Source organism: Pseudomonas sp. NPDC078700, from assembly GCF_044542375.1.
Taxonomy (GTDB): domain Bacteria; phylum Pseudomonadota; class Gammaproteobacteria; order Pseudomonadales; family Pseudomonadaceae; genus Aquipseudomonas.
Genome location: NZ_JBITUI010000002.1, coordinates 36,125 through 58,750, shown reverse-complemented (window position 1 = coordinate 58,750; position 22,626 = coordinate 36,125). Strand labels below are relative to the sequence as shown.

Sequence of the window (22,626 nt, the reverse complement as noted above, 5' to 3'; positions counted from 1 at the left end):
TAAAGACCCAACAAGGGCATCTTGGTTCTGTGGATAAGATGGAATAGGCCAACCCCTACTCGGTTAATGGGCCACGAGCATCCAAAGCCCCATGCCGAGCATCATTAGGTTTTCGGTTAAGGATACAAACCCGAGCGGAACGTTGCTGTCGCCCCCGACACAAGCGCACTTGAGCTCTCGCTTATCGATATACACAGCTTTGAACACTGAATATGCGCCAACACTGCCAATAAAGATGGCAAGCGGTGCAGACAGCCAAATCAGTGAGCCAGATATCATTAACACCCCTGCGATTAACTCACCGAAAGGGTATGCGTAAGCATACCGAACCACCCGACGCGCCAATAAGTCATAGCCCAAAAACATATTCGAAAAGCTTTCCAGGTCGCGCAATTTAAGCGACGCAAGCATGCACATACTGAAGGCTACAAACCACTCGACTGCTTGAGTTGTGAAGACTTGGCTAAAGGCTAGCCAAGAGGCAGCCAACGCCATCAAAGCCGCCGTTGCAAACACTGCAATGACCGGCTGGTAGGTGACTTCATCCGGGTCTTTGACTGGTTTGCCAAGGTGTTTTTTTAAATCGTCAAAACCGCCAATTCGGTCGCTGTTGATAAAAATTTGCGGGGTTGTTTTGACCGAGTGCTTGTCCATGAATGCATCGGTTTCTTCACGGGTTCGAAGCCAATTGTCTTCCACTTCGAAACCTTCTCTTTTCAGAAGATCGAGTGCTTTCAAACCGAATGGGCACAGATGTTCTTCCATAACCATTCGATAAATCGTTGCGTGCTTTCGATTGTTGCTCATGCTTGATCCTCGCGCATCCTGGCGGCTTGTCGCATGCAGAGCGTCTGGCGGATGAGTACCCGCACGCTGCTAAAAAGCCATTGGGTGTACAAGAATGTGAGAATGGCTACAGATTAAAGTTCATTGATCAGTAAAGGGCGGGCAAAAGGGCTAACTCTATTTTCAAAGCTGGTAGGGATACTTTTATATCCGCAGCCTGCACCCTAAGCCCTCCCGCTCCTCGCATACCCTCACGGGGAGTCGCATTTGGGTATTTGCTTAAGGAACACACCTGCTTGGAGATCTCAACATGAGACCGCAAGCTCTGGTTTTCCTCGCTCTTGCTTTAACGCTAATACTGGCAACAACCGCCTGTAGCAGCGGCCCGAAGTGCCCATCCGATGATCCACAAGCGGGCTGCATGGATCAAAATAGCCGCCAGCAAATTCCCCGACAGCAGATGGAGCCTCGGATCCAGTCCACCCTTGTTATTCGGCGATAAGCCATTAGCCTGAGGCTACACCGTCAAGGGTATTTGCTCATTTATGCAGTGCAAGAACGGAGTAGGGTTATTTATCAGCTCTCATTGGTTGGCTGTAAGCTCGGCCTAAAGCGTCGTTGCCTGGCCATTGCGGTCCAGTTCAAACACCTTGCTCTTCATCAAACACTCTTTCAGCCAGCGTTCAGCCTTGCCGCGCCGCAACTGGCGCGGCCATACCAAGTCCACACCGACCAACCAGTCGGTGTGTGGATAAGCCGCAAGCTGCAACTCCACCAACTCGCCATTATTCAACTCGCGCAGGATTAGTTGACGCGGCAAAGTGGCCCAGCCTAAACCAGCGCGGGCCATTTCCAATATCGCCAGGTAACTCTCTGCCTGCCATATCTGTGTGGATCGCAGGTATTCACTGCTGGGTAATTTGTCTGCATGAGCACTGAATGCCAGCCGCCGATGGGCATGCAAGTCAGCAAAACTCACCTGCTTTTGCTTCGCCAACGGATGATCCGGGTGGGTGATATGCACCATGATCAACTTGCCCAACTGCATAAACTCCAGCCCCTTGGGGTAGTCCGGCTGTGAGAACGCCACACCAAGTGCAGCCTCTCCCTTGAGCAGCAGCTTGCTGACGTCTCCATCAACCGGGTGACGAACAATCAGATCGACCGAGGGAAAGTGCTGCTCAAACTCAGCAAGGGCAGGCATCACTGTGTTGTAAGGCACCTCAATAGCCAGGGTCAGGCTGGGTTCGACTTCCTCGGCCATACCGTCTGCATGGCTTTCCAGCGCCAGACAACGTTCGATCACTGCTTCGGCCTGCAAAAGCAGTTTCTGCCCAGCAGGCGTTAGGCTGGGAATACGGCTTGAACGATCAAACAGCAAGACCCCCAGGTCAGTTTCCAGATTGGCAATAGCCGCACTGACAGTCGATTGCGTACGGCCCATTTTGCGTGCCGCAGCGGAGAATGAGCCGGCCTGTACAACGAGGATGAAAACCTGCAACTGATCCAGTGAAAATCGCATCGCAAAGCCCAAGTGATCCATCGGAAATAACGATGGTTATTCATTTGTTCCATCGAGATCAAGAGAAGAATATTCATCCCATGTCAGCACAGATTCCCTAATCGGCCGAAGAGTCGATAGCCTGCGTTGCCTCAATAAGAACAAAGCTGCCCTCTTCTGGAGAAACGCTAATGAAACCTACCCACGTCCATCCGGTTGATGAGGTGCTTCCCATCCGCCAATTGTTCACCTTTGGTTTGCAGCATGTGCTGGTGATGTATGCAGGCGCGGTAGCCGTCCCTCTGATTCTTGGCAGTGCACTGGGCCTTACATCCGCCCAAGTGATACTGCTGATCAACGCTAACTTGCTGACCTCCGGTGTGGCGACGCTCATTCAAACCATCGGGTTCTGGAAGTTTGGTGCTCGCCTACCGCTGATTCAAGGGTGTTCATTTATCGCCCTCGCACCCATGATCATGATCGGCAAGGAGTTTGGCCTCAGTCAGATCTTCGGTGCGGTGATCGCAGCAGGCGCGATCACCATAGCCCTAGCTCCAGTTTTCAGCCGCCTGCTGCGGTTTTTCCCGCCCGTAGTTATTGGCAGTTTGATTACTATTATCGGTATCTCGCTGATGCCCGCTGCGGCCATATGGCTCGGCGGCGGCAATCCAGGTGCTGAGGATTTCGGCTCGCCTGCGAACCTGCTGCTTGGCTTAGTGACGGTGTGCATCACGCTGGTGGTTTACGCGAAGTTTTCCGGCTTGCTGGGTAATTTGAGCGTGCTGATTGGTTTGATCATGGGCAGCCTGGTTGCCGCAGCATTCGGCATGACCAATTTTAATCGCGTGGGTGAAGCCGCGTGGTTCGAGCTGAGCCCGCCGATGGCGTTCGGCGCACCAGAGTTCTCCCTGATGCCTATTCTGATCATGACCCTGGCAATGCTGGTGATCATGGCTGAAACCACAGGTAACTGCCTGGCCATTGGCAAACTGACGGGTAAACCAACCACCCAGCAAACCCTGGCCCGTGCGTTTCGCGCCGATGGCTTATCAACCATGCTCGGTGGTTTGTTCAATAGTTTTCCGTACAACGCCTTCACACAAAACACCGGTTTGATCGCCCTCTCCAATGTGAAGAGCCGCTTCGTGGTGGCGGCTGCAGGCGCGATCATGGTGTTGATGGGTTTGTTTCCCAAGCTTGGCGCCTTGATCGCTGCGGTTCCCACACCCGTGCTGGGCGGCTGCGCCATTGTCATGTTCGGCATGACCACAGTGGCTGGTATTCAAGAGCTGTCGCGGGTCAAATTCGAAGGCACCCGAAACGCCATTATCGTTGCGGTATCCATCAGCGTTGGCGTGCTGCCAATGTCTTTCCCAGCCTTGTTTGAACATGCCAGCGGCACCCTCAAGCTGATTCTGGAGAGCGGCATTTTCCTGGGGGCCGTCACCGCCATTGTGCTCAACCTGCTACTCAACAACGACCAGCAAGCGTCAGGCGATACCGCACTGGACGTTCAACCTGAGCCCATCAAGTAACCCTCAGACATCCAACCTGCTCTTGAACAAGAGCAGGTACTCACAATCAAGACAGGAGTCCACATGAGCAGTTTTACCAACCTCACCCCTGCCAATGTTTCTGCACAAGACTTACAGCTACTGCGGCAGTCGATCCAGTTGTCTGAGGAATCCAGGCAGCGCGGCCGTCACCCATTCGCCGCATTGGTTGCCGATCAGAATGGCAAGATCATTGCCAGCGCTGGTAATAACTCCATGCCACCGGAAGGTGATCCAACCCAGCACGCAGAATTGGCTGCTGCGGCCTTGGCGGCCAAATTACTGAGCCCGCAAGAGCTGGCCAAATGCACCTTGTACACCAGTGCAGAGCCTTGCTGCATGTGTTCAGGTGCGATTTATTGGACGGGTATCGGCCGTGTGGTTTACGCCCTGTCTGAGCATGCATTGCTGCGCCTGACCGGCGACCACCCGGAGAACCCAACCTTTTCCCTGCCATGCCGCGAAGTCTTTGTCCGTGGCCAGCGCCAGATTGAAGTACTGGGCCCCATGCTTGAAGAAGAAGCCGCCGAGCCACACCAAGGGTTCTGGCAGTGAGTGGTGGTGTTTCAATTCATGTGGTTGATGTTGCATCAGGCAAGGTTGCCCATGGTCTGAGCCTATCCATTGAGCGACTGGAGGGGGAAAAGCGGATGCTCGTCTGTGCCGGGCAAATTGCCGCCAATGGCCTTTTCAATGAGCTAAGCGATTGCAACTCGATGCTTAGACCCGGCCAATATGAAGTCTGTCTGGATGTCGCCGATTTCTATCGGGCGCAGGGTCAGACACTTCCCGCTGTGCCCTTTCTGGATGTACTGGTTTATCGCTTCGGTGTGGATGACTCCGAGCAACATTACCACCTGCCTTTCAAGCTCACGGCATGGGGGCTTTCGTGCTTTCGCGGCGGCGCTTAAAGAGCGTTAAAGTTCACCTCAATGGCTGATCATCCAAGGCCGGCCAGCGGGTTTTCCTTTCATTGCATGGGGGTTGGCTTTGGTTGGAGCCAGGGGTTTGTTGGGTGAGCAGCAACCGCAGCCTTTTGGGTGTTTGCGGGTTTGTTTGTATTCATCAAGGGTTTGCGGGGCATTGGCGCTACGCTCATTGGCGGCAATAGCGCGGCGCTGACTGCCGGACATGGTTGCCAGCCCCGGCGCGCTGAGAATCACCCGTTTACTCAAGGTGCCACAATAAGGGCAATCACAAGGCTGATCACGATCCGCCATGGGCCGTAGCAAGGTGAAGTCGCCGCAACTGGCGCAGTCATATTCGTAAATCGGCATGCACGACTCCTTAGGTGTCAGTGTTCACCACCCTGACAAGCCTGGCCGCCGTCCAAAGCGCCAAGCCTGCCAGGGGGAGAACTCGGTTGCCGGGGCTCAGCCACCGGCGTGGTTTAAAGGTCCGGCGCAATCGGCAGGTCAATGCTGCCGTCGAGGAACTTGGTCGGCCCATTGGCGTTCGGGTTGATGTCGAAGTCGAAAATCTCCGTCGGCAGCCACAAGGTGGCGCAGGCGTTAGGGACATCGACAATCCCGCTGATGTGCCCCTGCACCGGCGCAGAGCCGAGCAGTGCATAACCTTGGGCTGGCGAGTAACCAAACTTGGTCAGGTAGTTGATGGCATTCAAGCACGCCTGCTTGTAGGCAATGTTGACGTCGAGGTAGTGCTGCTTGCCTTCCTCATCTACCGAGATGCCCTCAAAAATCAGGTAATTGTTGTAGTTCGGCACTATCGGGCTCGGCTTGAACACCGGGTTCTTGATGCCGTACTTGGCCATGCCGCCTTTAATCAGCTCGACCTTCATGTGCACCCAGCCAGCCATTTCGATGGCACCGCAGAAGGTGATTTCACCGTCGCCTTGGCTGAAATGCAGGTCGCCAACTGATAAGCCAGCACCGTCGACGTAAACAGGAAAGAAGATTTTTGAGCCACGGGACAGATCTTTGATATCGCAGTTACCACCATGCTCACGCGGCGGTACTGTGCGCGCACCGGTCATTGCTGCGAGGTCCCGCGCCTCACCTTTCATCTTGCCCATGTGCGCAGTTGGCGCCATTGGCGGGTTAGCCAGTGCCGGAACCCGGTGCGGGTCGGTGTCGATCAATTCTTGCTCGCGCTTGTTCCAGTCAGCCAACATTTTGTGGTCAGGCAAACAGCCGATCAGGCCAGGATGGATCAGGCCTGCGAAGTTCACACCCGGAATGTGTCGGGAGCTGGTGAACATACCTTTGAAATCCCAGATCGCTTTTTGCGCCATCGGGAAATGATCGGTCAGAAAGCCGCCACCGTTTTGCTTGGAGAAAAAGCCATTGAACCCCCACATCGACTCAGCTTTGGCACCGATGTCGAGCAGATCAACCACCAGCAAGTCGCCGGGCTCAGCACCCTTTACACCCACCGGGCCCGACAGGTAATGCACAGTGGATAAATCCACATCACGCACGTCGCTGGCATCGTCATTATTCTTGATCGCGCCAGCAGTCCAGTCATAGGTTTCCAGGATGAAATCGTCGCCCGGCTTAACCCAGCACGCCATTGGAATATCCGGATGCCAGCGGTTGTGGATTTGCTCGTTTTCGGTGGCTGGCTGATTGAGGTCGACCTTGATTAGCGTTTCGGTCATGACAAAACTCCTGGGACCATAAATAGGGACTTGGCGCGACAACGCCGGGTACGGAGCTAGTCTTAAACGTGGAGGAAAATGACGAAATACGCTGAATGACGTATGGTCAAAAGCCGCGAATCACGGGGCTTTCAACACGCTATCCGCAAGCTAAAAAAGCCAGCACAGAGTACCTGTGCCAGCTCGACGCTCGACCTTATGGTTCAACACGTGCGTTCGATAATTACACCGACAAATAACGGCTAATCGTTGCCTCATCGACTTTGTCGCGGGTTTCTTCAATGACAAATTTGCCTTTCTCGATCACCAGGAAACGGTCGGCAACTTCCATGGTGAACGACAGCACCTGCTCGGACACAACAATGGTCAGGTCTCGCAGATTGCGGATCTCTTTGAGCTTGTGGGCAATATCTTTGATGATCGAAGGCTGAATACCTTCAGTTGGCTCATCCAGCAGTAACACCTTGGGGTTGGTCGCCAAGGCACGGGCAATCGCCAGCTGTTGCTGCTGCCCACCGGACAGGTTGCCCCCCTTACGTGAACGCATCTCGTGCAGCACCGGAAACAACGCATATAGGTCGTCAGGTACTTTGCCCTTAGCCGAGGCGGGCAGCCCGGTTTGAATGTTTTCCAACACCGTCATGTGCGAGAAAATCATCCGCCCTTGCGGTACATAGGCAATGCCATGCTCAACCCGCTGGTGGGTTTCCAGCTTGGATACATCCTGGCCGTCGATACTGATCTGCCCGCCCCACTGTGGCAGCACCCCCATCAGGCTCTTGAACAGCGTCGTCTTGCCCATGCCGTTGCGGCCCATCACGGCAACGATTTCCTTTTTCGCCACGTCCAGATTGAGTTCGTGAAGGATTTGGCTCTGGCCGTAACCGGACACCAGATTGCTGATCTTAAACATGGCTATCCCCTGTTGCGCTTAGCTGGATAACGCAAGAAGCATCCAGCTGAGGCATTGTTGTTCTGGTCGATTAATGGAGCGCTGGCACACAGCACTCAATGCCCGAGGTAAACCTCAATCACTTTGGGGTTGCTCTGCACCGCCTCCATGCTGCCCTCGGCCAGCACCTTGCCTTGGTGCAGCACAGTGACCCGGTTAGCGATGCTTTTAACGAACTCCATGTCATGTTCGATCACCAGCACTGAACGGCCCTGGCTGATGCGATTGAGTAACTGCGCGGTCTGCACCCGCTCACTGACGCTCATGCCGGCAACCGGCTCGTCGAGCATCAGCAGCGCCGGGTCTTGCATCAGCAACATGCCAATCTCCAGCCACTGTTTCTGACCATGGGAAAGCAGGTCCGCTTGCTTGTCGAGAAAGTCGCTGAGAAAGATCTCCGCAGCCACTTCCTCAACCCGAGCAACCACCTCTGGCGTGCGTTTAAAGAACAGCGCACTGAACACCTTGCGGCCCTTGGGGTAAGACATTTCCAGATTCTCGAATACCGTCAGATTCTCGTATATCGACGGATTCTGGAACTTGCGCCCGACTCCGGCACGCACGATGTCGTACTCGCGCATTTTGGTCAGTTCACGCCCCTCAAACTCAATGCTGCCGGCGGTTGATTTGGTCTTGCCGCAAATCAAGTCAAGCACCGTGGTTTTCCCGGCACCATTGGGCCCGATCACCACATGCACCTCGTTGCGATCGACATACAAGTTCAAGTCATTGACCGCCTTGAAGCCATCGAAGGACACCGTTAGCCCTTCGACAGCCAATACGGGTTTGGCTGCCTGAAATCCTACCGGGCTATTCATGGCGTGGTCTCCAGTTCGCGGGCGGGTTGTACTTCAGCGGGTTTGGTTAAATGCGGGCGGGCCTTGGCCACTGGCTGACCAAACAACTTGTTACCGAGCGAGGTGCGAGACATCCATTTGCGTCCGTGGCTCTCCCACAGCCCGGCAATACCGTTAGGGAAATACATAACGACGACGATAAACAAGCCGCCCATCAAATACAGCCACAGCTCAGGAAAGCTTTCAGAAAAATAGGTCTTGCCGAAGCTGACCAATAAGGTTCCGTACACCGCGCCGAGAAGTGACATACGCCCGCCCACAGCCGCGAAGATGACCATCTCAATCGAGGGCACGATGCCGACGAAGCTTGGCGACATAAAGCCCACCTGCAAGGCAAACATTGCCCCACCAATCGCCGAGAACGCAGCCGCCACGCAGAATACAAAGATTTTAAAACTGGCCACGTCATAACCCGAGAACCGCACACGCTCCTCTTTGTCACGCATGGCCATCAACAAGCGGCCTAATTTGGAGGTCAGGATAAAACGCCCCAGCAGTACGCATCCCAAGAGCAAGAATGCATTGACGAAGTAAAGGATGACTTTTGAGCTATCTGGGCGAATATCCCAGCCCAATAGCGTCTTCAAATCGGTAATGCCGTTGACCCCGCCCGTAAGACCCTGCTGACCAATAATCAGGATGGTCAGAATTGCTGCAATCGCCTGGGTGACGATAGAGAAATAAACATCACCCACCCGGCGCTTGAACATGGCAATACCAATGACCAACGCCAGTAGCGTCGGTACGGCAATCACCGCCAGCACCGTGAAGCTGAAGCTATGGAATGGCTGCCACATCGCCGGCAACTCGGTGATCTGGTTCCAATCCATAAAATCCGGAATACCCGGTGTGGACTGTATCTTGGTGCTTTCTGGGTCAGAGGCCTCAAGTTTGAGGAACATCGCCATGCAGTAACCACCAAGCCCAAAGAAAATACCTTGGCCAAGGCTCAGAATGCCGCCATACCCCCAGCACAGCACCAGCCCCACAGCGACAAATGCGTAGGTCAGGTATTTACCGACCATACTCAGGCGAAAGGTGTCCAGTATCAGCGGGAACACCAACAAAATCAGCACGGCCAGCACCAGCAGGCCAATGGCCCCCTGCTTGCCACCGAGCAGGCTTTCATATGCGTTTTTCATGGACGGCTCCTACAACTCTGCATCACGCCTGCAGTGACCCAATTGGTCACTGCACACTCCTGCGCCAGCGCACTGGCGCCTTTCAAAAGCGACACCTGCATTACTTGCGCACCTTGATCGAGAACAGCCCTTGAGGACGCAGCATCAGAATCAAAATCACTGCAGACAAAGTCAGGACTTTGGCCATTGAGCCGGAAAGGAAGAACTCCATGATTGACTGCGCTTGGGCGATGGTGAACGCCGAAGCAATAGTGCCGACCAAACTTGCTGCACCGCCAAACACCACGGTGAGGAAGGTGTCGACTATGTACAGCGAACCTGCGGTGGGTCCGGTTGAGCCGATGGTGGTGAATGCCGCGCCTGCCACGCCAGCAACCCCACAACCGAGGGCGAAAGTCATCCGATCGACCTTCTTGGTGTTGATCCCTACTGCCCGGCTCATCACCCGATTTTGCATGGTCGCGCGGACTTGCAAGCCCCAACGCGAGCGATACAACATGATGAAAATAGTGGCCGTCAGCAGCGCCGTAAGCCCCATTACAAACAAGCCGTTCTTGGGAATATCAATAGCCTCGGAGGGTGCCCAGGAGCCCATGATCCATTCCGGCATTTCTGCGCCGACTTCACGCGCACCGAAGATCGAACGAAACGCCTGCTGCATCACCAAGGACAATCCCCAAGTGGCCAACAGCGTGTCCAATGGCCGGTGATACAACTTGCTGATCATCAACCACTCGACCAACCAACCCAGTGCTCCGGCGATCAGGAACGAGGCGACAATGGCGAAGAAAAAATAGTACGGCTGCATAGCCGGGAAGTAATGCAAGGTAGCCGATGAGATCACATAGGTGGTGTAAGCACCCACGGTCAAGAACTCGCCGTGAGCCATGTTGATCACGCCCATCTGACCGAAAATAATCGCCAGACCCAAGGCCATGAGCAGCAGTACGCAGAACACCGATAGGCCGTTAAAGCCTTGCATGACGGCAATTGCGCCGAATTCGGAGAGTGATACGTCCATCTGGATGGCTCCCGCTGATGGAGAATTAAACAGGACGCCCGGCTACAGCGCCGGGCGACCTCAAGAGCGATGGCGTCACCGCTCCGCCTGCTGGTCGGACTTACTGGTAGCCTTTAGGAAACGGGTTCGGCTCAATCAGCTCGGACTCGTGGACTACTTTGAAGGTGCCGTCAGCTTGGATCTCAGCAATGCGTGCCTTGCTCCACAGGTGATGGTTTTCGTGCACTTTGACGTAGCCTTCAGGCGCGGTGGTCAGCTCAATACCTGGGGAGGCGGCAACCACTTTGTCGACATCGAAGCTACCCGCCTTCTCAACCGCCGCTTTCCACAACCACGGGCCGAGGTAGCCTGCTTGGGTTACGTCACCGATAACCGAATCCTTGCCGTACTTGGCCTTAAATTCCTCAACAAACTTCTTGTTGTTAGGGTTATCCAAGGTTTGGAAGTACTTCATGGATGAGTAAAAGCCCTTCATGTTCTCGCCACCGATGCCCAGCATTTCATCTTCGGTCACCGAGATGGTCAGCAGGGTTTGTTTGTCAGAGGTGATACCTGCCGCTTTTAGCTGCTTGTAGAACGCCACGTTAGAGCCACCTACGACCGCGGCGAAAACCACATCAGGTTTTTTCAGCTTGATCTTGTTGGTCAGCGAACCAAACTGGGTATTGCCCAGCGGGTAATACTCTTCGCCCACAACTTTGCCGCCGAGCACGTTTTCGATGTGCTTGCGGGCAATCTTCATTGAGGTGCGCGGCCAGATGTAGTCAGAGCCGAGTAAGTAGAACGTCTTGGCACCCTTCTCCTTGGCGATCCAGTCGAGGCTGGCGAGGATCTGTTGCGTCGCTTCCTGACCGGTGTAGATCACGTTCTTGGACTGCTCCAAACCTTCGTAGAAGGTTGGGTAATAGAGCAAGCCGTTGTCTTTCTCGAAAATCGGCAACACCGCTTTGCGCGATGCCGAGGTCCAGCAACCAAATACCGCGGCCACTTTGTCGCTTTCGAGCAGCTTCTTAGCTTTCTCGGCAAAGGTTGGCCAGTCAGAGGCACCGTCTTCTTGGATGATTTTGATTTGCCGGCCCAAGATACCGCCCGAAGCGTTGATCTGGTCAATGGCTAACCGCTCAGCCTGAATCGAACCGGTCTCCGAGATCGCCATGGTACCGGTGGCCGAGTGCAACTGGCCAACGGTCACAGTCGTATCAGTCACGGCCAAGCCGGTGGTGTTGGCGTCATCCGCCAGGACGGTTTGGCTGAGCATGCTTGCAGCCAGCAATGAAAGCGCTGCGGCTCCCAGGGTCAAGCGCCGGGGTAGCATTTTTTTCGCACCCGTCAGTCGTGAATCCATGGTGTTGCTCCTCTTGTGGTGTTGCCGCACCGGCTCGCCTTGCGGGTGCCGTGTCGGGTTGCAGCAAGGATGCGGCGACAGCACAAATGGCGGTATACGCAGGTTGACGTAACGGCATACGTCGTCTGACGTACAGGCAATCGCCCCGCGGTGGTGCAAGATCACGCCTGAAGCCCAGCCGGATAAAAGCTCGCGCGCGTAGGTTGGCCGCTGCAGCGCTGGGGCATGCTTGTTGCAAGCATCACCCGGCCTTTCAGGGCGGCTGCACATACCGGGCAGTTGCCGCTAAACACTCAAGGAACCTCGTCGTGCAACCAATCGGCACTCAGCGCATCGTCAAGATTCGCCGCGACTACAACAGTTGGGTTGCTGACGAAACCATGGAGGACTACGCCCTCCGTTTCACGCCGAAATCGTTCCGTAAGTGGTCTGAGCTGCGCATCGCCAACACCGCACTCAGTGCTGTTTCATTTCTCGCCCTGGAAGCCATCGGTGGTGCTCTGGCTATAAGCTATGGCTTCACCAACACCTTGTGGGCGGTGCTCGCAGTGGCCCTGGTGATTTTTCTTACTGGGCTGCCAATCAGCTACTACGCCGCTCGCTACGGTGTAGACATGGACTTACTGACCCGTGGCGCGGGCTTCGGTTATATCGGTTCAACCATCACTTCGCTGATCTACGCCAGCTTCACCTTTCTGTTTTTCGCCTTGGAGGCGGCGATCATGGCCTTGGCCTTGGAGCTGTATTTCAAGATCCCGTTGGCCTTGGCCTATGTCATCTGTTCGATCATCGTTATCCCCTTGGTGGCGTATGGGATCACCCTGATTAACCGATTACAGATGTGGACGCAGCCGTTGTGGCTGTTTTTACTGTTTTTGCCCTACCTCTTCGTGATGTGGAAAAACCCAGACGCCTTTAGCGATCTGACCAGTTTCGGCGGGCGTATGGGGGAAGGCGGAACATTCAACCTGCTGTATTTCGGCGCGGCCTGCACTGTGACCTTGGCGCTGGTGACGCAAATTGGTGAGCAGGTCGATTACTTGCGCTTTCTCCCTGAACAGACCAAAGCCAACCGCAAGCGTTGGTGGGCAGCGCTAATCATGGCGGGACCTGGCTGGATCATTCCCGGCGCGCTGAAGATGCTAGCCGGAGCGTTTCTGGCGTTTCTTGCGCTGCAGCATGAAATCCCCATTGAACGTGCAGCCGAACCGACACAAATGTATCTGGTTGCCTTCAATTACGTATTCAGCTCACCCGAATGGGCACTCGGGGCCATGGTGCTGTTCGTCATCATCTCGCAGATCAAAATCAACATGACCAATGCCTACGCCGGTTCATTGGCCTGGTCTAACTTTTTTGCCCGAGTCACCCACAGCCACCCGGGACGAGTGGTGTGGCTGGTGTTCAACGTGGCCATCGCATTAATGCTGATGGAACTTGGCGTGTTCGACGCCATCCAGCAAGTTCTGGGCCTCTACGCCAACATAGCGATTGCTTGGATTGGCGCATTAGTGGCTGACCTGATTATCAACAAACCGCTGGGCTTGTCACCCAAAGGCATTGAGTTCAAGCGTGCACATCTTTATGACATCAACCCGGTTGGTGTCGGTGCCATGCTGATCGCGTCATTGCTTTCAGGGCTGGCCTATGCGGGCTTGTTTGGTGCCATGGCGCAAGCGGCTTCGCCAATGGTTGCACTCGGCAGCGCCTGTGTTTTTGCACCACTGATTGCCTGGCTCACCCAAGGCCGCTACTACATTGCCCGCACCAGCGAACCGCAACTGCTCTACCCATGCGGGCCACAGGCGACCTTGGAATGCGGCCTGTGCAGTAATGCCTTCGAGGCTCCGGACATGGCTTTTTGTCCGGCCTATAGCACCCCTATTTGCTCGTTGTGCTGCTCACTTGATGCCCGCTGCGGCGATGCCTGCAAGCCTCAGGCACGCCTGAGCGAGCAGATGGACGACTTCGCCCGCTGGCTGCTTCCCAAGGGGGCGATTCCACGGTTACACAGCCGCTTGGCGCAGTACCTAGGCTTGCTGACAGTATTGGTGCTGGTGCTAAGCGGCGCGCTGGCCTTGATTTACGGGCAGATCTCCCACGGGCTGCTGCCCCACTCGCCGGAAATGCTTGAGGCGCTGTATCAGTCGTTTCTCAAAGCGTTGTTAACGCTCTCGCTTTTTGCGGCGATTCTGGCGTGGTGGGTGGTATTGACCCGTGAAAGTCGCCACGTTGCGCAAAAAGAGTCAGACCGCCAAACCCTATTGCTCATGCAGGAAATTGAAGCTCACCGGCGCACCGACGAAGAACTGCAAAAAGCCAAAGAAGCCAGTGAAGCCGCGAACGCTGCGAAAAGTCGTTATGTCACGGGGTTGTCCCATGAACTGCGTACACCACTGAACAGTATTTTGGGCTACACCCAGATTCTGCAACGCGACGGTGCCATGCCCAGCCAACATAAAGACGCACTCGGCACTATTTTTCGCAGCGGCTCACACCTGCTTTCGTTAATTGACGGCTTGCTCGATGTGGCCAAGATTGAAGCCGGCAAGCTCAACCTTGAGCTCTCGGAAATCCCCTTCCCTGAATTTATCCATCAGTTAGATCGCATGTTCACGCCGCAAGCCGAAGAGAAGGGTCTGCGCTTTCGTCTGGAAACCACAGGACGAATGCCTGCCGTGGTTCGCGGCGATGAAAAGCGCGTGCGGCAAATTCTGATCAATCTGCTGGGCAATGCGGTGCGCTTCACCGACAGCGGTGAGGTCTGCCTGCGAGTGAGCTACCTGCGCGAAACGGCAAACTTCGAGATTATCGACACCGGCATTGGCATTGACCCTGAACAAATCGAGCGAATATTCCAGCCCTTCGAACGCGGGGACCTAATGCGCCAAGACAATGGTGTCGGGCTCGGTTTAACCATTACCCGCATGCTCACATCACTTATGGGCGGGGAACTGTCAGTGCGCAGCGTGCTCGATCAAGGCACCAGTTTTCAGGTCAGGTTATTTCTTTCAGAAGTTCGCGTACCGCAAGCGGTAGTGCATGTAGAACATGACATCATCGGTTATCAAGGCCCACGCCGGTTAATACTGGTGGTTGATGACCATATCGAACATCGCCGCGTACTGGCGGGCATGCTCGAGCCACTGGGCTTCAATATCGCCCAGGCGGCTAGCGGCCATGAAGCCATTCGCCAAGTGGCGTTGCTGCACCCGGACTTGATCTTCATGGACCTGTCGATGCCGCAAATGGATGGCTGGGAAACCAGTCGCCTGATCCGCCGCAATGCGCTGTCGCAGGCACCAATCATTGTGCTCTCCGCCAATGCCTTTGCCGATGACCGCGAGCGCAGCGCAGCCAGTGTCTGCAACGACTACCTGGCCAAGCCGGTGTACACCCCACACCTACTTGATCGCATCCAAAAGCAACTTGATCTGCAGTGGCTACACCGCACTAACAGCCAGGCAGACAGCCAAAACGCACCGTTGCGCGTACCACCAGCCAGTGACCTGGATGCGCTGCATGAACTGGCTGCCCTCGGCTATATCCGTGGTCTTCAGGATAAATTCGATGATATCGACCGCCAATCAGCAGACTACATTGGCTTCACTGCGCCCTTAAGACTGCTGGTAAAAAACTTCCGACTCGACGAACTCACTCGCCAACTCAAGGAGGCCGACCATGAACGCGCTGACATCACCCCATGAACAAGCGGCTGCGACACGCGGCGTCATTCTGATTGTTGACGACACCCCGGATAACCTTGCGCTGCTCTCCGATGCCTTGGATGACGCGGGCTACATGGTGTTGGTGGCGCTCGACGGCCTCAGCGCTTTATCGCGGATTCAGCGCCGCCGCCCCGATTTGATTTTGCTCGACGCCATGATGCCTGGCCTTGACGGCTTTGAAACCTGCAGACGAATCAAAGCCGAAGCCAAAACCGCTGATATTCCGGTGCTGTTCATGACCGCACTGACCGATAGCGAACATGTTATTGAAGGCTTTGCAGCAGGCGGAATCGACTACGTGACCAAGCCGATTCATCCTGAACAGGTCATTGCCCGAGTGGCGTCACACTTGCGCACCGCGCAAATACTCAAGTCAGCCCGGGAAGCTGCCGCCCCTCGGGACATCAGCCTAAGCAATGAAACCGCTTACGAAACCTTGTCGGCACGGTTTGCCCTAACAGAACGTGAGGTCGAAGTGCTCAGTTGGGTTGCATGCGGCAAGACCAACCGCGACATCGGCGATATCCTCGGCCTGTCACCGCGCACGGTGAATAAACACCTTGAGCACGTCTACGTGAAGCTCGGCGTAGAAACGCGCACAGCTGCAGCCGCCGTTGCAATTTCAGCTAACGTCGGGCGTTAACTGGGGCAAGCAACTGACAACCCGTGTGACACTCAGGCCTCAGCACCGTGCACCCAGCGAGGTGCCCGTCATTAGTTTATGAAGCAGTCGGCCAAGCGCTCAACCCGTGCGGGCTTGGTTCGCGTCAGCCAGCGACGCAGCGCCACACCCATCGCTGACCGTCAATCCGTTCCCGGATGAATGTCCGCTTGAAGTCGGTGCAACCGACCTTGGCGTCATCATTGCGGCAGTCATTGGGTGAAGAATTTATAGCTAAGCGCCGCTAAAACCATGGCCCAAGAAGACGTACAATCGCATGGCCATAGACAGAGGGAGACGACTGGAAGCAGGATGTCCGTCAGACAGGACGTCAACAACCTTAGAGAGACAAACCCGCTCGCCATCTATACCTGCCACCGAGAACGTTGAAGGCCAAGGGTGCTAGCGGTGAGCGATAGTTAGCTGTTGAAGAGACTGTAGATGGATAAAAGTATTGCTGATGGCTTAGCTGGCCGACATCGCCTGGGGGCAATTTTAGCGATTGCTCTTGGCATCACAATGGCCGTGCTTGATGGTGCGATCGCTAATGTTGCCTTGCCGACGATAGCCCAAGACCTGAATGCCAGCCCCGCCGAATCTATTTGGGTGGTCAATAGCTACCAGATCGCGATTATTGTTTCGTTACTGCCCCTGTCATTTATTGGCGACTTGATGGGGTATCGACGTGTTTATCAGTTCGGTTTGCTGCTGTTCTGCTTTACGTCTTTGTTCTGCGCACTCTCCACCTCACTGGAGATGTTAACCCTCGCCCGCGTCCTGCAGGGCTTCGGAGGCGCGGCGCTAATGAGTGTCAACACGGCCCTGATACGGCTGATTTATCCACAGCGCCTGCTCGGTCGCGGCATGGGAATCAACTCCTTTATCGTGGCCGTATCTTCTGCGGCAGGCCCGACCGTTGCGGCGGCCATTCTGTCGGTCGCGTCATGGCAGTGGCTATTTCTGGTCAATGTGCCTATCGGGATTGTCTCGTTGATGCTGGCCTTGAAATTTCTTCCGCCGAATCAACAAACAGTCGCAAATCAGCGCTTTGACATTCCAAGCGCCATCATGAATGCAATCACCTTTGGTTTATTGATTTCGGCCATCAGTGGTTTTGCACAGGGACAGTCCGGCGTATTAATTGCCAGTGAACTGGCAGCGGTCGTTGTGGTTGGGTTCTTTTTTATTCGTCGTCAATTGACGCTGCCCGTGCCATTACTGCCGATCGACTTGTTACGCATTCCTATTTTTTCTTTATCGCTGTGCACCTCGGTGTGTTCATTTTGTGCACAAATGCTGGCACTGGTATCGCTGCCGTTTTTCATGCAAACGGTGTTGGACAGAACAGCAGTTGAGACTGGATTGTTATTAACCCCTTGGCCGCTGGCAACTATGGTGATGGCCCCCATTGCCGGCTATATGATTGGACGTGTCCACGCCGGTTTATTGGGGGGTGTTGGGCTGGCGGTGATGGCGCTGGGCTTATTTGGCTTAGTCCTACTTCCGCAAAGCCCAAGCGATCTCGATATTATTTGGCGCATGGCCTTATGCGGTGCCGGTTTTGGTTTATTTCAATCGCCCAATAACCACACCATTATCTCCGCCGCCCCGAAAAACCGCAGCGGTGGCGCAAGCGGCATGCTAGGAACAGCTCGTTTACTTGGGCAAAGTTTGGGGGCGGCCTTGGTGGCCTTGATGTTCAATATGTTCCATAAAAACGGCACCCACGCCTCATTGATTTTGGCAGGATGCTTTGCGGTGCTGGCAGCGATCGCGAGCAGTTTGCGAATGGCCCAAACCCGTGCTTCCTCGTCCGTGAAAGAGGGCGTTTAAAGCCGTAGGTAACCGGCTCAATCGACAGCCCACACCATGGTCTGAACCATAATATGTGGATGACTATCCAAAGGCTCCCATTCATCCATGAAAGAGAAACCCTGCTTCAGATAAAAGTTCGAGGCTCTGGCATTGCTCGGTGAGACATCCAGAAAAACGCGGTCATGGCCTTTCTCAAACGCACGAGATTTCACGGCCTCAACCAGTTGAGCGGCCAAGCCAGAGCCGCGTGCAGGGGGTTCTACCCACATGCCGATCAAGTTATAACGATTCGATGCACTGAGGGATGCGCCGATCATTCCTACCGGCTTGTCATCAATGATGGCCAACCAGAATTCCGTTCCAGCAGACGATGCGCGCGCCTGCCACTGTTCATCACTGTAACTGGCAGCAGTTTGATAACTCACCGCAAAAGCTGTCGGCATGTCTAAAAGCGCGGCAAGGCGGACTTGCTTCAATAGCATCCAGTCTTGTACTTGCGTCAGTCGAATGACCATGGCCTGCCTCAATAGTGGCAAAACCTCAACCTCTCACAGGCCTGTCGACGGAGCAACCGGCACCTGCAACAAAGCCAACGTTACCTTGGCGGGAGCCAAGGTAACGCCTGCCCCGTTTAACCGCTATGCCAAGTAGTGTTCGGTCAGTTTGACCCAGCAGTCCGCACCGAGGGCAATAAGCTCATCGTTGAAGTCGTAATGGGGGTTGTGTACCGAGCAACCGTGGAACTCGCCGGTGCCGTTACCCAGCATGAAATAACAACCCGGGCGCTCTTCGAGCATGTAGGCGAAGTCTTCAGTGCCCATGACCTTCTTCGGCATTTTCGAGAGCAACTTGCCCTCGGCGAAGAGGGGGCTGAGGCTCTGACTTAATATTTCGGTTTCCTGCTCGCTGTTGACCAGCGCCGGGGCCAGCTGCTCCATGCCGATGTCAATTTTGACGCCGAAGGTCTGCTCATGGCCTTTGACGATTTCGACTAGACGATTGTTGATTTTCTGCTGGGTTTCAGTGGTGTCGGTGCGCACGCTGATCAGCATCGATGCCTCATCAGGAATGATGTTATAGACCGTGCCTGCTTGCACCGAACCGATGCTGATCACTGCATATTCCTCAACAGCCAACACCCGCGACTTGATGGTCTGGATGGCGTTGATCAGACTTGCTAACACGGGCACCGGATCGAGGGTCAACTCAGGCATGGCACCGTGGCCGCCTTTGCCGGTGATATTGATTTTGACCCGCTCCGAAGATGCCATGGTTGGGCCAGCCTGCACCACGCAAGTGCCAACAGGGATACCGGGCATATTATGCAAGGCAAACACGGCATCGCATGGGAAACGCGTAAACAGGCCATCGTCGATCATGGCTTTGGCCCCGGCAAGCCCTTCTTCGTCAGGTTGGAAGATCAGGTTCAAGGTGCCATTGAAATTGCGTGTTTGGGCAATCTGAGCAGCGGCGGCCAACAGAATTGCAGTATGCCCATCATGACCACAGGCATGCATGCGACCCGCGATACGACTGGCGTGGGCAAAGTCATTTTTCTCGCTCATGGGCAGCGCATCCATGTCTGCACGGATGCCTATCGAGCGGGCACTATCACCATTGCGCAGCACCCCAACCAAGCCATGCCCACCCACATTGGTGTGCACTTCGTAGCCCCAACTCTTGAGCATTTCGGCAACCAACAACGCCGTGTGAGGCGTGTCGCCGCCTAATTCGGGAGCCGCATGGATCTGGCGACGAATGTCGACAAATGTCGCCGTGTCAGGGTTCGCTGTAGTTTTGGGCATGGTAAGCATATTCATCACTCGCGTCCTTTATGTTCAGGGAAGTATTTGAGGCAAATCAAGCTGATGACACCACCGACTACCAGGTAGAAAGCCGGGGCCATAGAGCTGTCGAAGGCAGCTGTCAGGGAGGCAGCAATCAGCGGCGAAAAGCCACCAAAAATCATCACCCCAAAGCTGTAGCTGACGGAGGTACCAAGGGCTCGATTTTCCTTGGAAAAGCCCTCCATGATCAGCGAGAAAAATGCGCCTGCGCCTACACAGCTAGGTAATACCAAGGCTGCAACCATTAGCATGGCCAGGGACAATTGCGTGGTATGGCCAAGCACATAGAACGCCGGAACAACCAAGACCACAGGCAGGGCAACAGTCCACACCAGCAGTTTTTTACGCAGTTGGAAGCGGTCGGCGTAGCGCCCGGCCAACGGCGTAATGATCGCGATGCAACCACTTGCAAGGCAGGCAATGGCCATGGCGCTGCTTTGTGGATAGTTAAGCGCGGTCACCAGATAGGTCGGCATATAAAACACGAACAAATACATGCCAATAGTCGCACTGGCCATCAGCCCAATACCCAGCGCAATACGCCGCCACAACACAGAGACAGTAGCGCTGGCTTGGGCTGGAGCCTGCTCATCATGGGTTTCTGGCAGACGCGTGCGGATATACCAGCCAACAGGACCGATCAGCAGGCCAAAGATGAACGGAATCCTCCAGCCCCAGCTTTCCAACGCCGAAGGCTCTAAAAACTGAGTTAAAGCAAAACCAAAACCTGCGCCCACTAACGCAGCATAGCCTTGGCTGGCTGGCTGCCAGCTCACCACTTCACAACGCCTTGAAGCAGTGGCGGACTCCATCAGAAACACTGAAGCGGTGCCAATTTCGCCGCCGGCCGAAATACCCTGAATCAGGCGTCCGCAGACCAATATAACGGTGGCCATGACGCCGATCTGCTCAAAGGTCGGGCTGAACGCGATCATCGCCGTGCCGAGCGTCATCAGGCCGATGGTCAGGCTCAAGGCAGCCTTGCGCCCTTTAACGTCAGCGAAGCGACCAATCAGCACAGCCCCCACTGGACGCATCAGAAACCCGACACCAAATGTGGAGAGTGACAACAATAATGAGGCGACTGTCGACTCAGAGGGGAAGAAGAGCTTGCCGATCAATACCGCGAAAAAACTGTAGATCGTAAAATCATACATCTCCAGCGCGTTACCCAGAGAGCAGGCAATAACCACCTTGCGCTCTCGGTGACGCGCTGGAGTGGGAGTGCTGTCGACACTCGTGACTGATAGTGTTTGCGCTTGCATAAGAGCCTATCTCCATCACCATAGTTGTTGTGAAATCACTATCTGGCAAACGGAAAAACAATACACATGCGCATTCGGCTATGAATTAGCTGTTGGTTAACTTGCTCGGCTTGAACCGCTCTAGCCTGCGTTATCAAGGCGCAGAAAAACGCCTGAATGACGCTTATGCTCCAAATTGGCACATGCTTGAAGGGCTTTAACGCGGTGATCGGTTTCCATCCTTCACGCTGGCAAATGACCAATGAGTCATATAACCCCACCCCCACTGGCAGTGCCTACGAATCAATTAACCATTGGGCATAGCATGAGCAAATAAACAATTACGTCCTGCGCGAAAGGTTCACCGACTCTAGGGGGGAACCTAACTCCCTCGCAAAAGGACAATAAAATGATCAGAGGTTATGTCGGTACAACGTCACTGGTTTTACTGCTACAAGCTGGAGGGCTGGCGACATCTGCCCATGCGGATGGCTTCCCGGCAATTGGCAGGATCGCATCAGGCTTCGGTTACTATGCGATAGACACCGGATACGACGACATGCTTAAGGTCTATGGCAGCTTGGATGCCTTCGCCAGTTACCATGATTCCGAGCACCACTCCGGCTATAAAGTCGAGGGCGGTGGTGCGTGGACCAACAAGCTCGGCGTCTATGCGCGCAAGGCTATAGCGCCCGACACAGTGCTGGAGTTCGACCTTGAAGAAGGCTTCAACCTCAACGGTGAAGCGCTCGATGGCACCTGGAAAGATGTTGGCGCATTGCGCTTGGCCGTAGCCACCTTGCGCTCCAAGCAATACGGTAAGTTAGAAGTCGGTAAAACCTACAGCATGGGAACCCCGACATACGCCGACCCCTTCTTGGCCGTCTATGGCTCGCCTTATACCTATTTGACCACTCCAGCAGCGGGCAAAGGCGCTTATTACCTGGATCTTCGCCCCAAGTACACCATGGCCTACACCACACCAAGCTACAACGGCTTCACCCTAGGCACCGCGTTAACCTTTGGCTTCGGTGATGTGGCCAGTTCAGGCAAAACTGTTCGTGGTCGCGGGGCGAGGCTGCAATACAAAAACAGCCGCACCATCCTGCTGGCCTCTTACAACCAGTATTACAGCGACCCCTGGGAGGACGCTGGGCGCACTACACAAACCCGCAATGATTACAAAAGCCTGTCGGCCTTCTATGATTTCGGCCCGCTGTCCTCCAGCTTCACTTGGCAGCGGCAAGACGTCAACGAAAGCGGCTCACCGAGCGTAACCGCCTACACCTTAGGCCTGATGATGCCCGTGGGGAAAGCCGATATAGCGCGCTTGCTGGTGGTCCAACGCGAGGTCGAGTTTGGTAGCAAAGACGCCACTGGTGTAATGCTCGGTTATGACCACTTCTTTAATCCGAACTGGGCGGTTTATGGGCGTGTGGGCATGATCAGCAACCAGAGCAAATCGTCCCTTAGCTATGCGGGAACCCCTGTCGATCAACCCGGCGATGATCCGCAAAACCTGATGCTGGGCGTGTATTACCACTTCTGAGGCAT

At 54.9% G+C, this 22,626-nt stretch carries 19 protein-coding genes; 7 read left to right on the top strand and 12 right to left on the bottom strand.

What is annotated here, in order from left to right; genetic code table 11:
- Window positions 1-63: 63 nt before the first annotated feature.
- Both ACIGCM_RS06140 and ACIGCM_RS06135 read right to left on the bottom strand, forming a co-directional pair.
- Window positions 64-807 carry a MauE/DoxX family redox-associated membrane protein gene (locus ACIGCM_RS06140; RefSeq protein WP_397501165.1) on the bottom strand — a complete coding sequence of 248 codons (744 nt, stop codon included), beginning with the start codon at window positions 805-807 and terminating at the stop codon, window positions 64-66.
- 586 nt (window positions 808-1,393) lie between these two features.
- Window positions 1,394-2,308 carry a LysR family transcriptional regulator gene (locus ACIGCM_RS06135; protein WP_397501164.1) on the bottom strand — a complete coding sequence of 305 codons (915 nt, stop codon included), beginning with the start codon at window positions 2,306-2,308 and terminating at the stop codon, window positions 1,394-1,396.
- Window positions 2,309-2,478: 170 nt separating this feature from the next.
- On the opposite strand from ACIGCM_RS06135, the gene ACIGCM_RS06130 reads away from it, so the two are divergent.
- The 3 genes from ACIGCM_RS06130 (at window position 2,479) to ACIGCM_RS06120 (ending at window position 4,751) form a co-directional block, all read left to right on the top strand.
- Complete coding sequence (locus ACIGCM_RS06130; protein WP_397501163.1) at window positions 2,479-3,822, top strand: nucleobase:cation symporter-2 family protein; 1,344 nt, start codon at window positions 2,479-2,481, stop codon at window positions 3,820-3,822.
- 63 nt (window positions 3,823-3,885) lie between these two features.
- A complete protein-coding gene (locus tag ACIGCM_RS06125) occupies window positions 3,886-4,395 on the top strand; it encodes a deaminase (protein WP_397501162.1) in 510 nt (169 codons plus the stop codon).
- Window positions 4,392-4,751 carry a hydroxyisourate hydrolase gene (locus ACIGCM_RS06120; RefSeq protein ID WP_397501161.1) on the top strand — a complete coding sequence of 120 codons (360 nt, stop codon included), beginning with the start codon at window positions 4,392-4,394 and terminating at the stop codon, window positions 4,749-4,751. Before ACIGCM_RS06125 ends, ACIGCM_RS06120 begins: the two co-directional genes overlap by 4 nt.
- A gap of 18 nt (window positions 4,752-4,769) precedes the next feature.
- On the opposite strand, the gene ACIGCM_RS06115 is transcribed toward ACIGCM_RS06120, so the two are convergent.
- The 7 genes from ACIGCM_RS06115 to urtA all read right to left on the bottom strand — a co-directional run bounded on the left by ACIGCM_RS06115 (window position 4,770) and on the right by urtA (window position 11,777).
- Window positions 4,770-5,117 carry a zinc ribbon domain-containing protein gene (locus ACIGCM_RS06115; RefSeq protein ID WP_397501160.1) on the bottom strand — a complete coding sequence of 116 codons (348 nt, stop codon included), beginning with the start codon at window positions 5,115-5,117 and terminating at the stop codon, window positions 4,770-4,772.
- Between the two features lie 113 nt (window positions 5,118-5,230).
- The gene (gene fmdA / locus ACIGCM_RS06110; RefSeq protein WP_397501159.1) at window positions 5,231-6,460 is read right to left on the bottom strand and encodes a formamidase; all 1,230 of its coding nucleotides are present in this window, start codon (window positions 6,458-6,460) and stop codon (window positions 5,231-5,233) included.
- A 223-nt stretch (window positions 6,461-6,683) separates the two neighbouring features.
- Window positions 6,684-7,373, bottom strand: coding sequence for an urea ABC transporter ATP-binding subunit UrtE (gene urtE / locus ACIGCM_RS06105; RefSeq protein ID WP_397501158.1), 690 nt, complete (start codon window positions 7,371-7,373; stop codon window positions 6,684-6,686).
- A 95-nt stretch (window positions 7,374-7,468) separates the two neighbouring features.
- Window positions 7,469-8,230: an urea ABC transporter ATP-binding protein UrtD gene (urtD, locus tag ACIGCM_RS06100; protein ID WP_397501157.1), complete on the bottom strand. Its 762-nt coding sequence runs from the start codon at window positions 8,228-8,230 to the stop codon at window positions 7,469-7,471.
- Complete coding sequence (gene urtC, locus ACIGCM_RS06095; RefSeq protein ID WP_397501156.1) at window positions 8,227-9,411, bottom strand: urea ABC transporter permease subunit UrtC; 1,185 nt, start codon at window positions 9,409-9,411, stop codon at window positions 8,227-8,229. Before urtC ends, urtD begins: the two co-directional genes overlap by 4 nt.
- Before the next feature lie 100 nt (window positions 9,412-9,511).
- Window positions 9,512-10,432 carry an urea ABC transporter permease subunit UrtB gene (urtB, locus tag ACIGCM_RS06090; RefSeq protein WP_397501155.1) on the bottom strand — a complete coding sequence of 307 codons (921 nt, stop codon included), beginning with the start codon at window positions 10,430-10,432 and terminating at the stop codon, window positions 9,512-9,514.
- A gap of 100 nt (window positions 10,433-10,532) precedes the next feature.
- Complete coding sequence (gene urtA, locus ACIGCM_RS06085) at window positions 10,533-11,777, bottom strand: urea ABC transporter substrate-binding protein (protein ID WP_397501154.1); 1,245 nt, start codon at window positions 11,775-11,777, stop codon at window positions 10,533-10,535.
- A 308-nt stretch (window positions 11,778-12,085) separates the two neighbouring features.
- On the opposite strand from urtA, the gene ACIGCM_RS06080 reads away from it, so the two are divergent.
- The 3 genes from ACIGCM_RS06080 (at window position 12,086) to ACIGCM_RS06070 (ending at window position 17,999) form a co-directional block, all read left to right on the top strand.
- Complete coding sequence (locus ACIGCM_RS06080; RefSeq protein WP_397501153.1) at window positions 12,086-15,484, top strand: ATP-binding protein; 3,399 nt, start codon at window positions 12,086-12,088, stop codon at window positions 15,482-15,484.
- The gene (locus tag ACIGCM_RS06075) at window positions 15,459-16,148 is read left to right on the top strand and encodes a response regulator (RefSeq protein WP_397501152.1); all 690 of its coding nucleotides are present in this window, start codon (window positions 15,459-15,461) and stop codon (window positions 16,146-16,148) included. The genes ACIGCM_RS06080 and ACIGCM_RS06075 overlap by 26 nt, the downstream gene beginning before the upstream one ends.
- A 459-nt stretch (window positions 16,149-16,607) precedes the next feature.
- Window positions 16,608-17,999 (top strand): MFS transporter, encoded by a 1,392-nt coding sequence (locus ACIGCM_RS06070; protein ID WP_397501151.1) that lies wholly within the window; start codon window positions 16,608-16,610, stop codon window positions 17,997-17,999.
- A gap of 17 nt (window positions 18,000-18,016) precedes the next feature.
- On the opposite strand, the gene ACIGCM_RS06065 is transcribed toward ACIGCM_RS06070, so the two are convergent.
- The 3 genes from ACIGCM_RS06065 to ACIGCM_RS06055 form a co-directional block, all read right to left on the bottom strand.
- The gene (locus tag ACIGCM_RS06065) at window positions 18,017-18,496 is read right to left on the bottom strand and encodes a GNAT family N-acetyltransferase (protein WP_397501150.1); all 480 of its coding nucleotides are present in this window, start codon (window positions 18,494-18,496) and stop codon (window positions 18,017-18,019) included.
- 123 nt (window positions 18,497-18,619) lie between these two features.
- Entirely contained in the window at window positions 18,620-19,801 is a 1,182-nt protein-coding gene (locus tag ACIGCM_RS06060; protein ID WP_397501149.1) for a M20 aminoacylase family protein, read from the bottom strand.
- Window positions 19,801-21,093 (bottom strand): MFS transporter, encoded by a 1,293-nt coding sequence (locus ACIGCM_RS06055; RefSeq protein ID WP_397501148.1) that lies wholly within the window; start codon window positions 21,091-21,093, stop codon window positions 19,801-19,803. Before ACIGCM_RS06055 ends, ACIGCM_RS06060 begins: the two co-directional genes overlap by 1 nt.
- Before the next feature lie 388 nt (window positions 21,094-21,481).
- Here ACIGCM_RS06055 and ACIGCM_RS06050 point away from each other — a divergent pair, with 388 nt between their 5' ends.
- Window positions 21,482-22,621 (top strand): porin, encoded by a 1,140-nt coding sequence (locus ACIGCM_RS06050; protein ID WP_397501147.1) that lies wholly within the window; start codon window positions 21,482-21,484, stop codon window positions 22,619-22,621.
- Window positions 22,622-22,626: the final 5 nt, after the last annotated feature.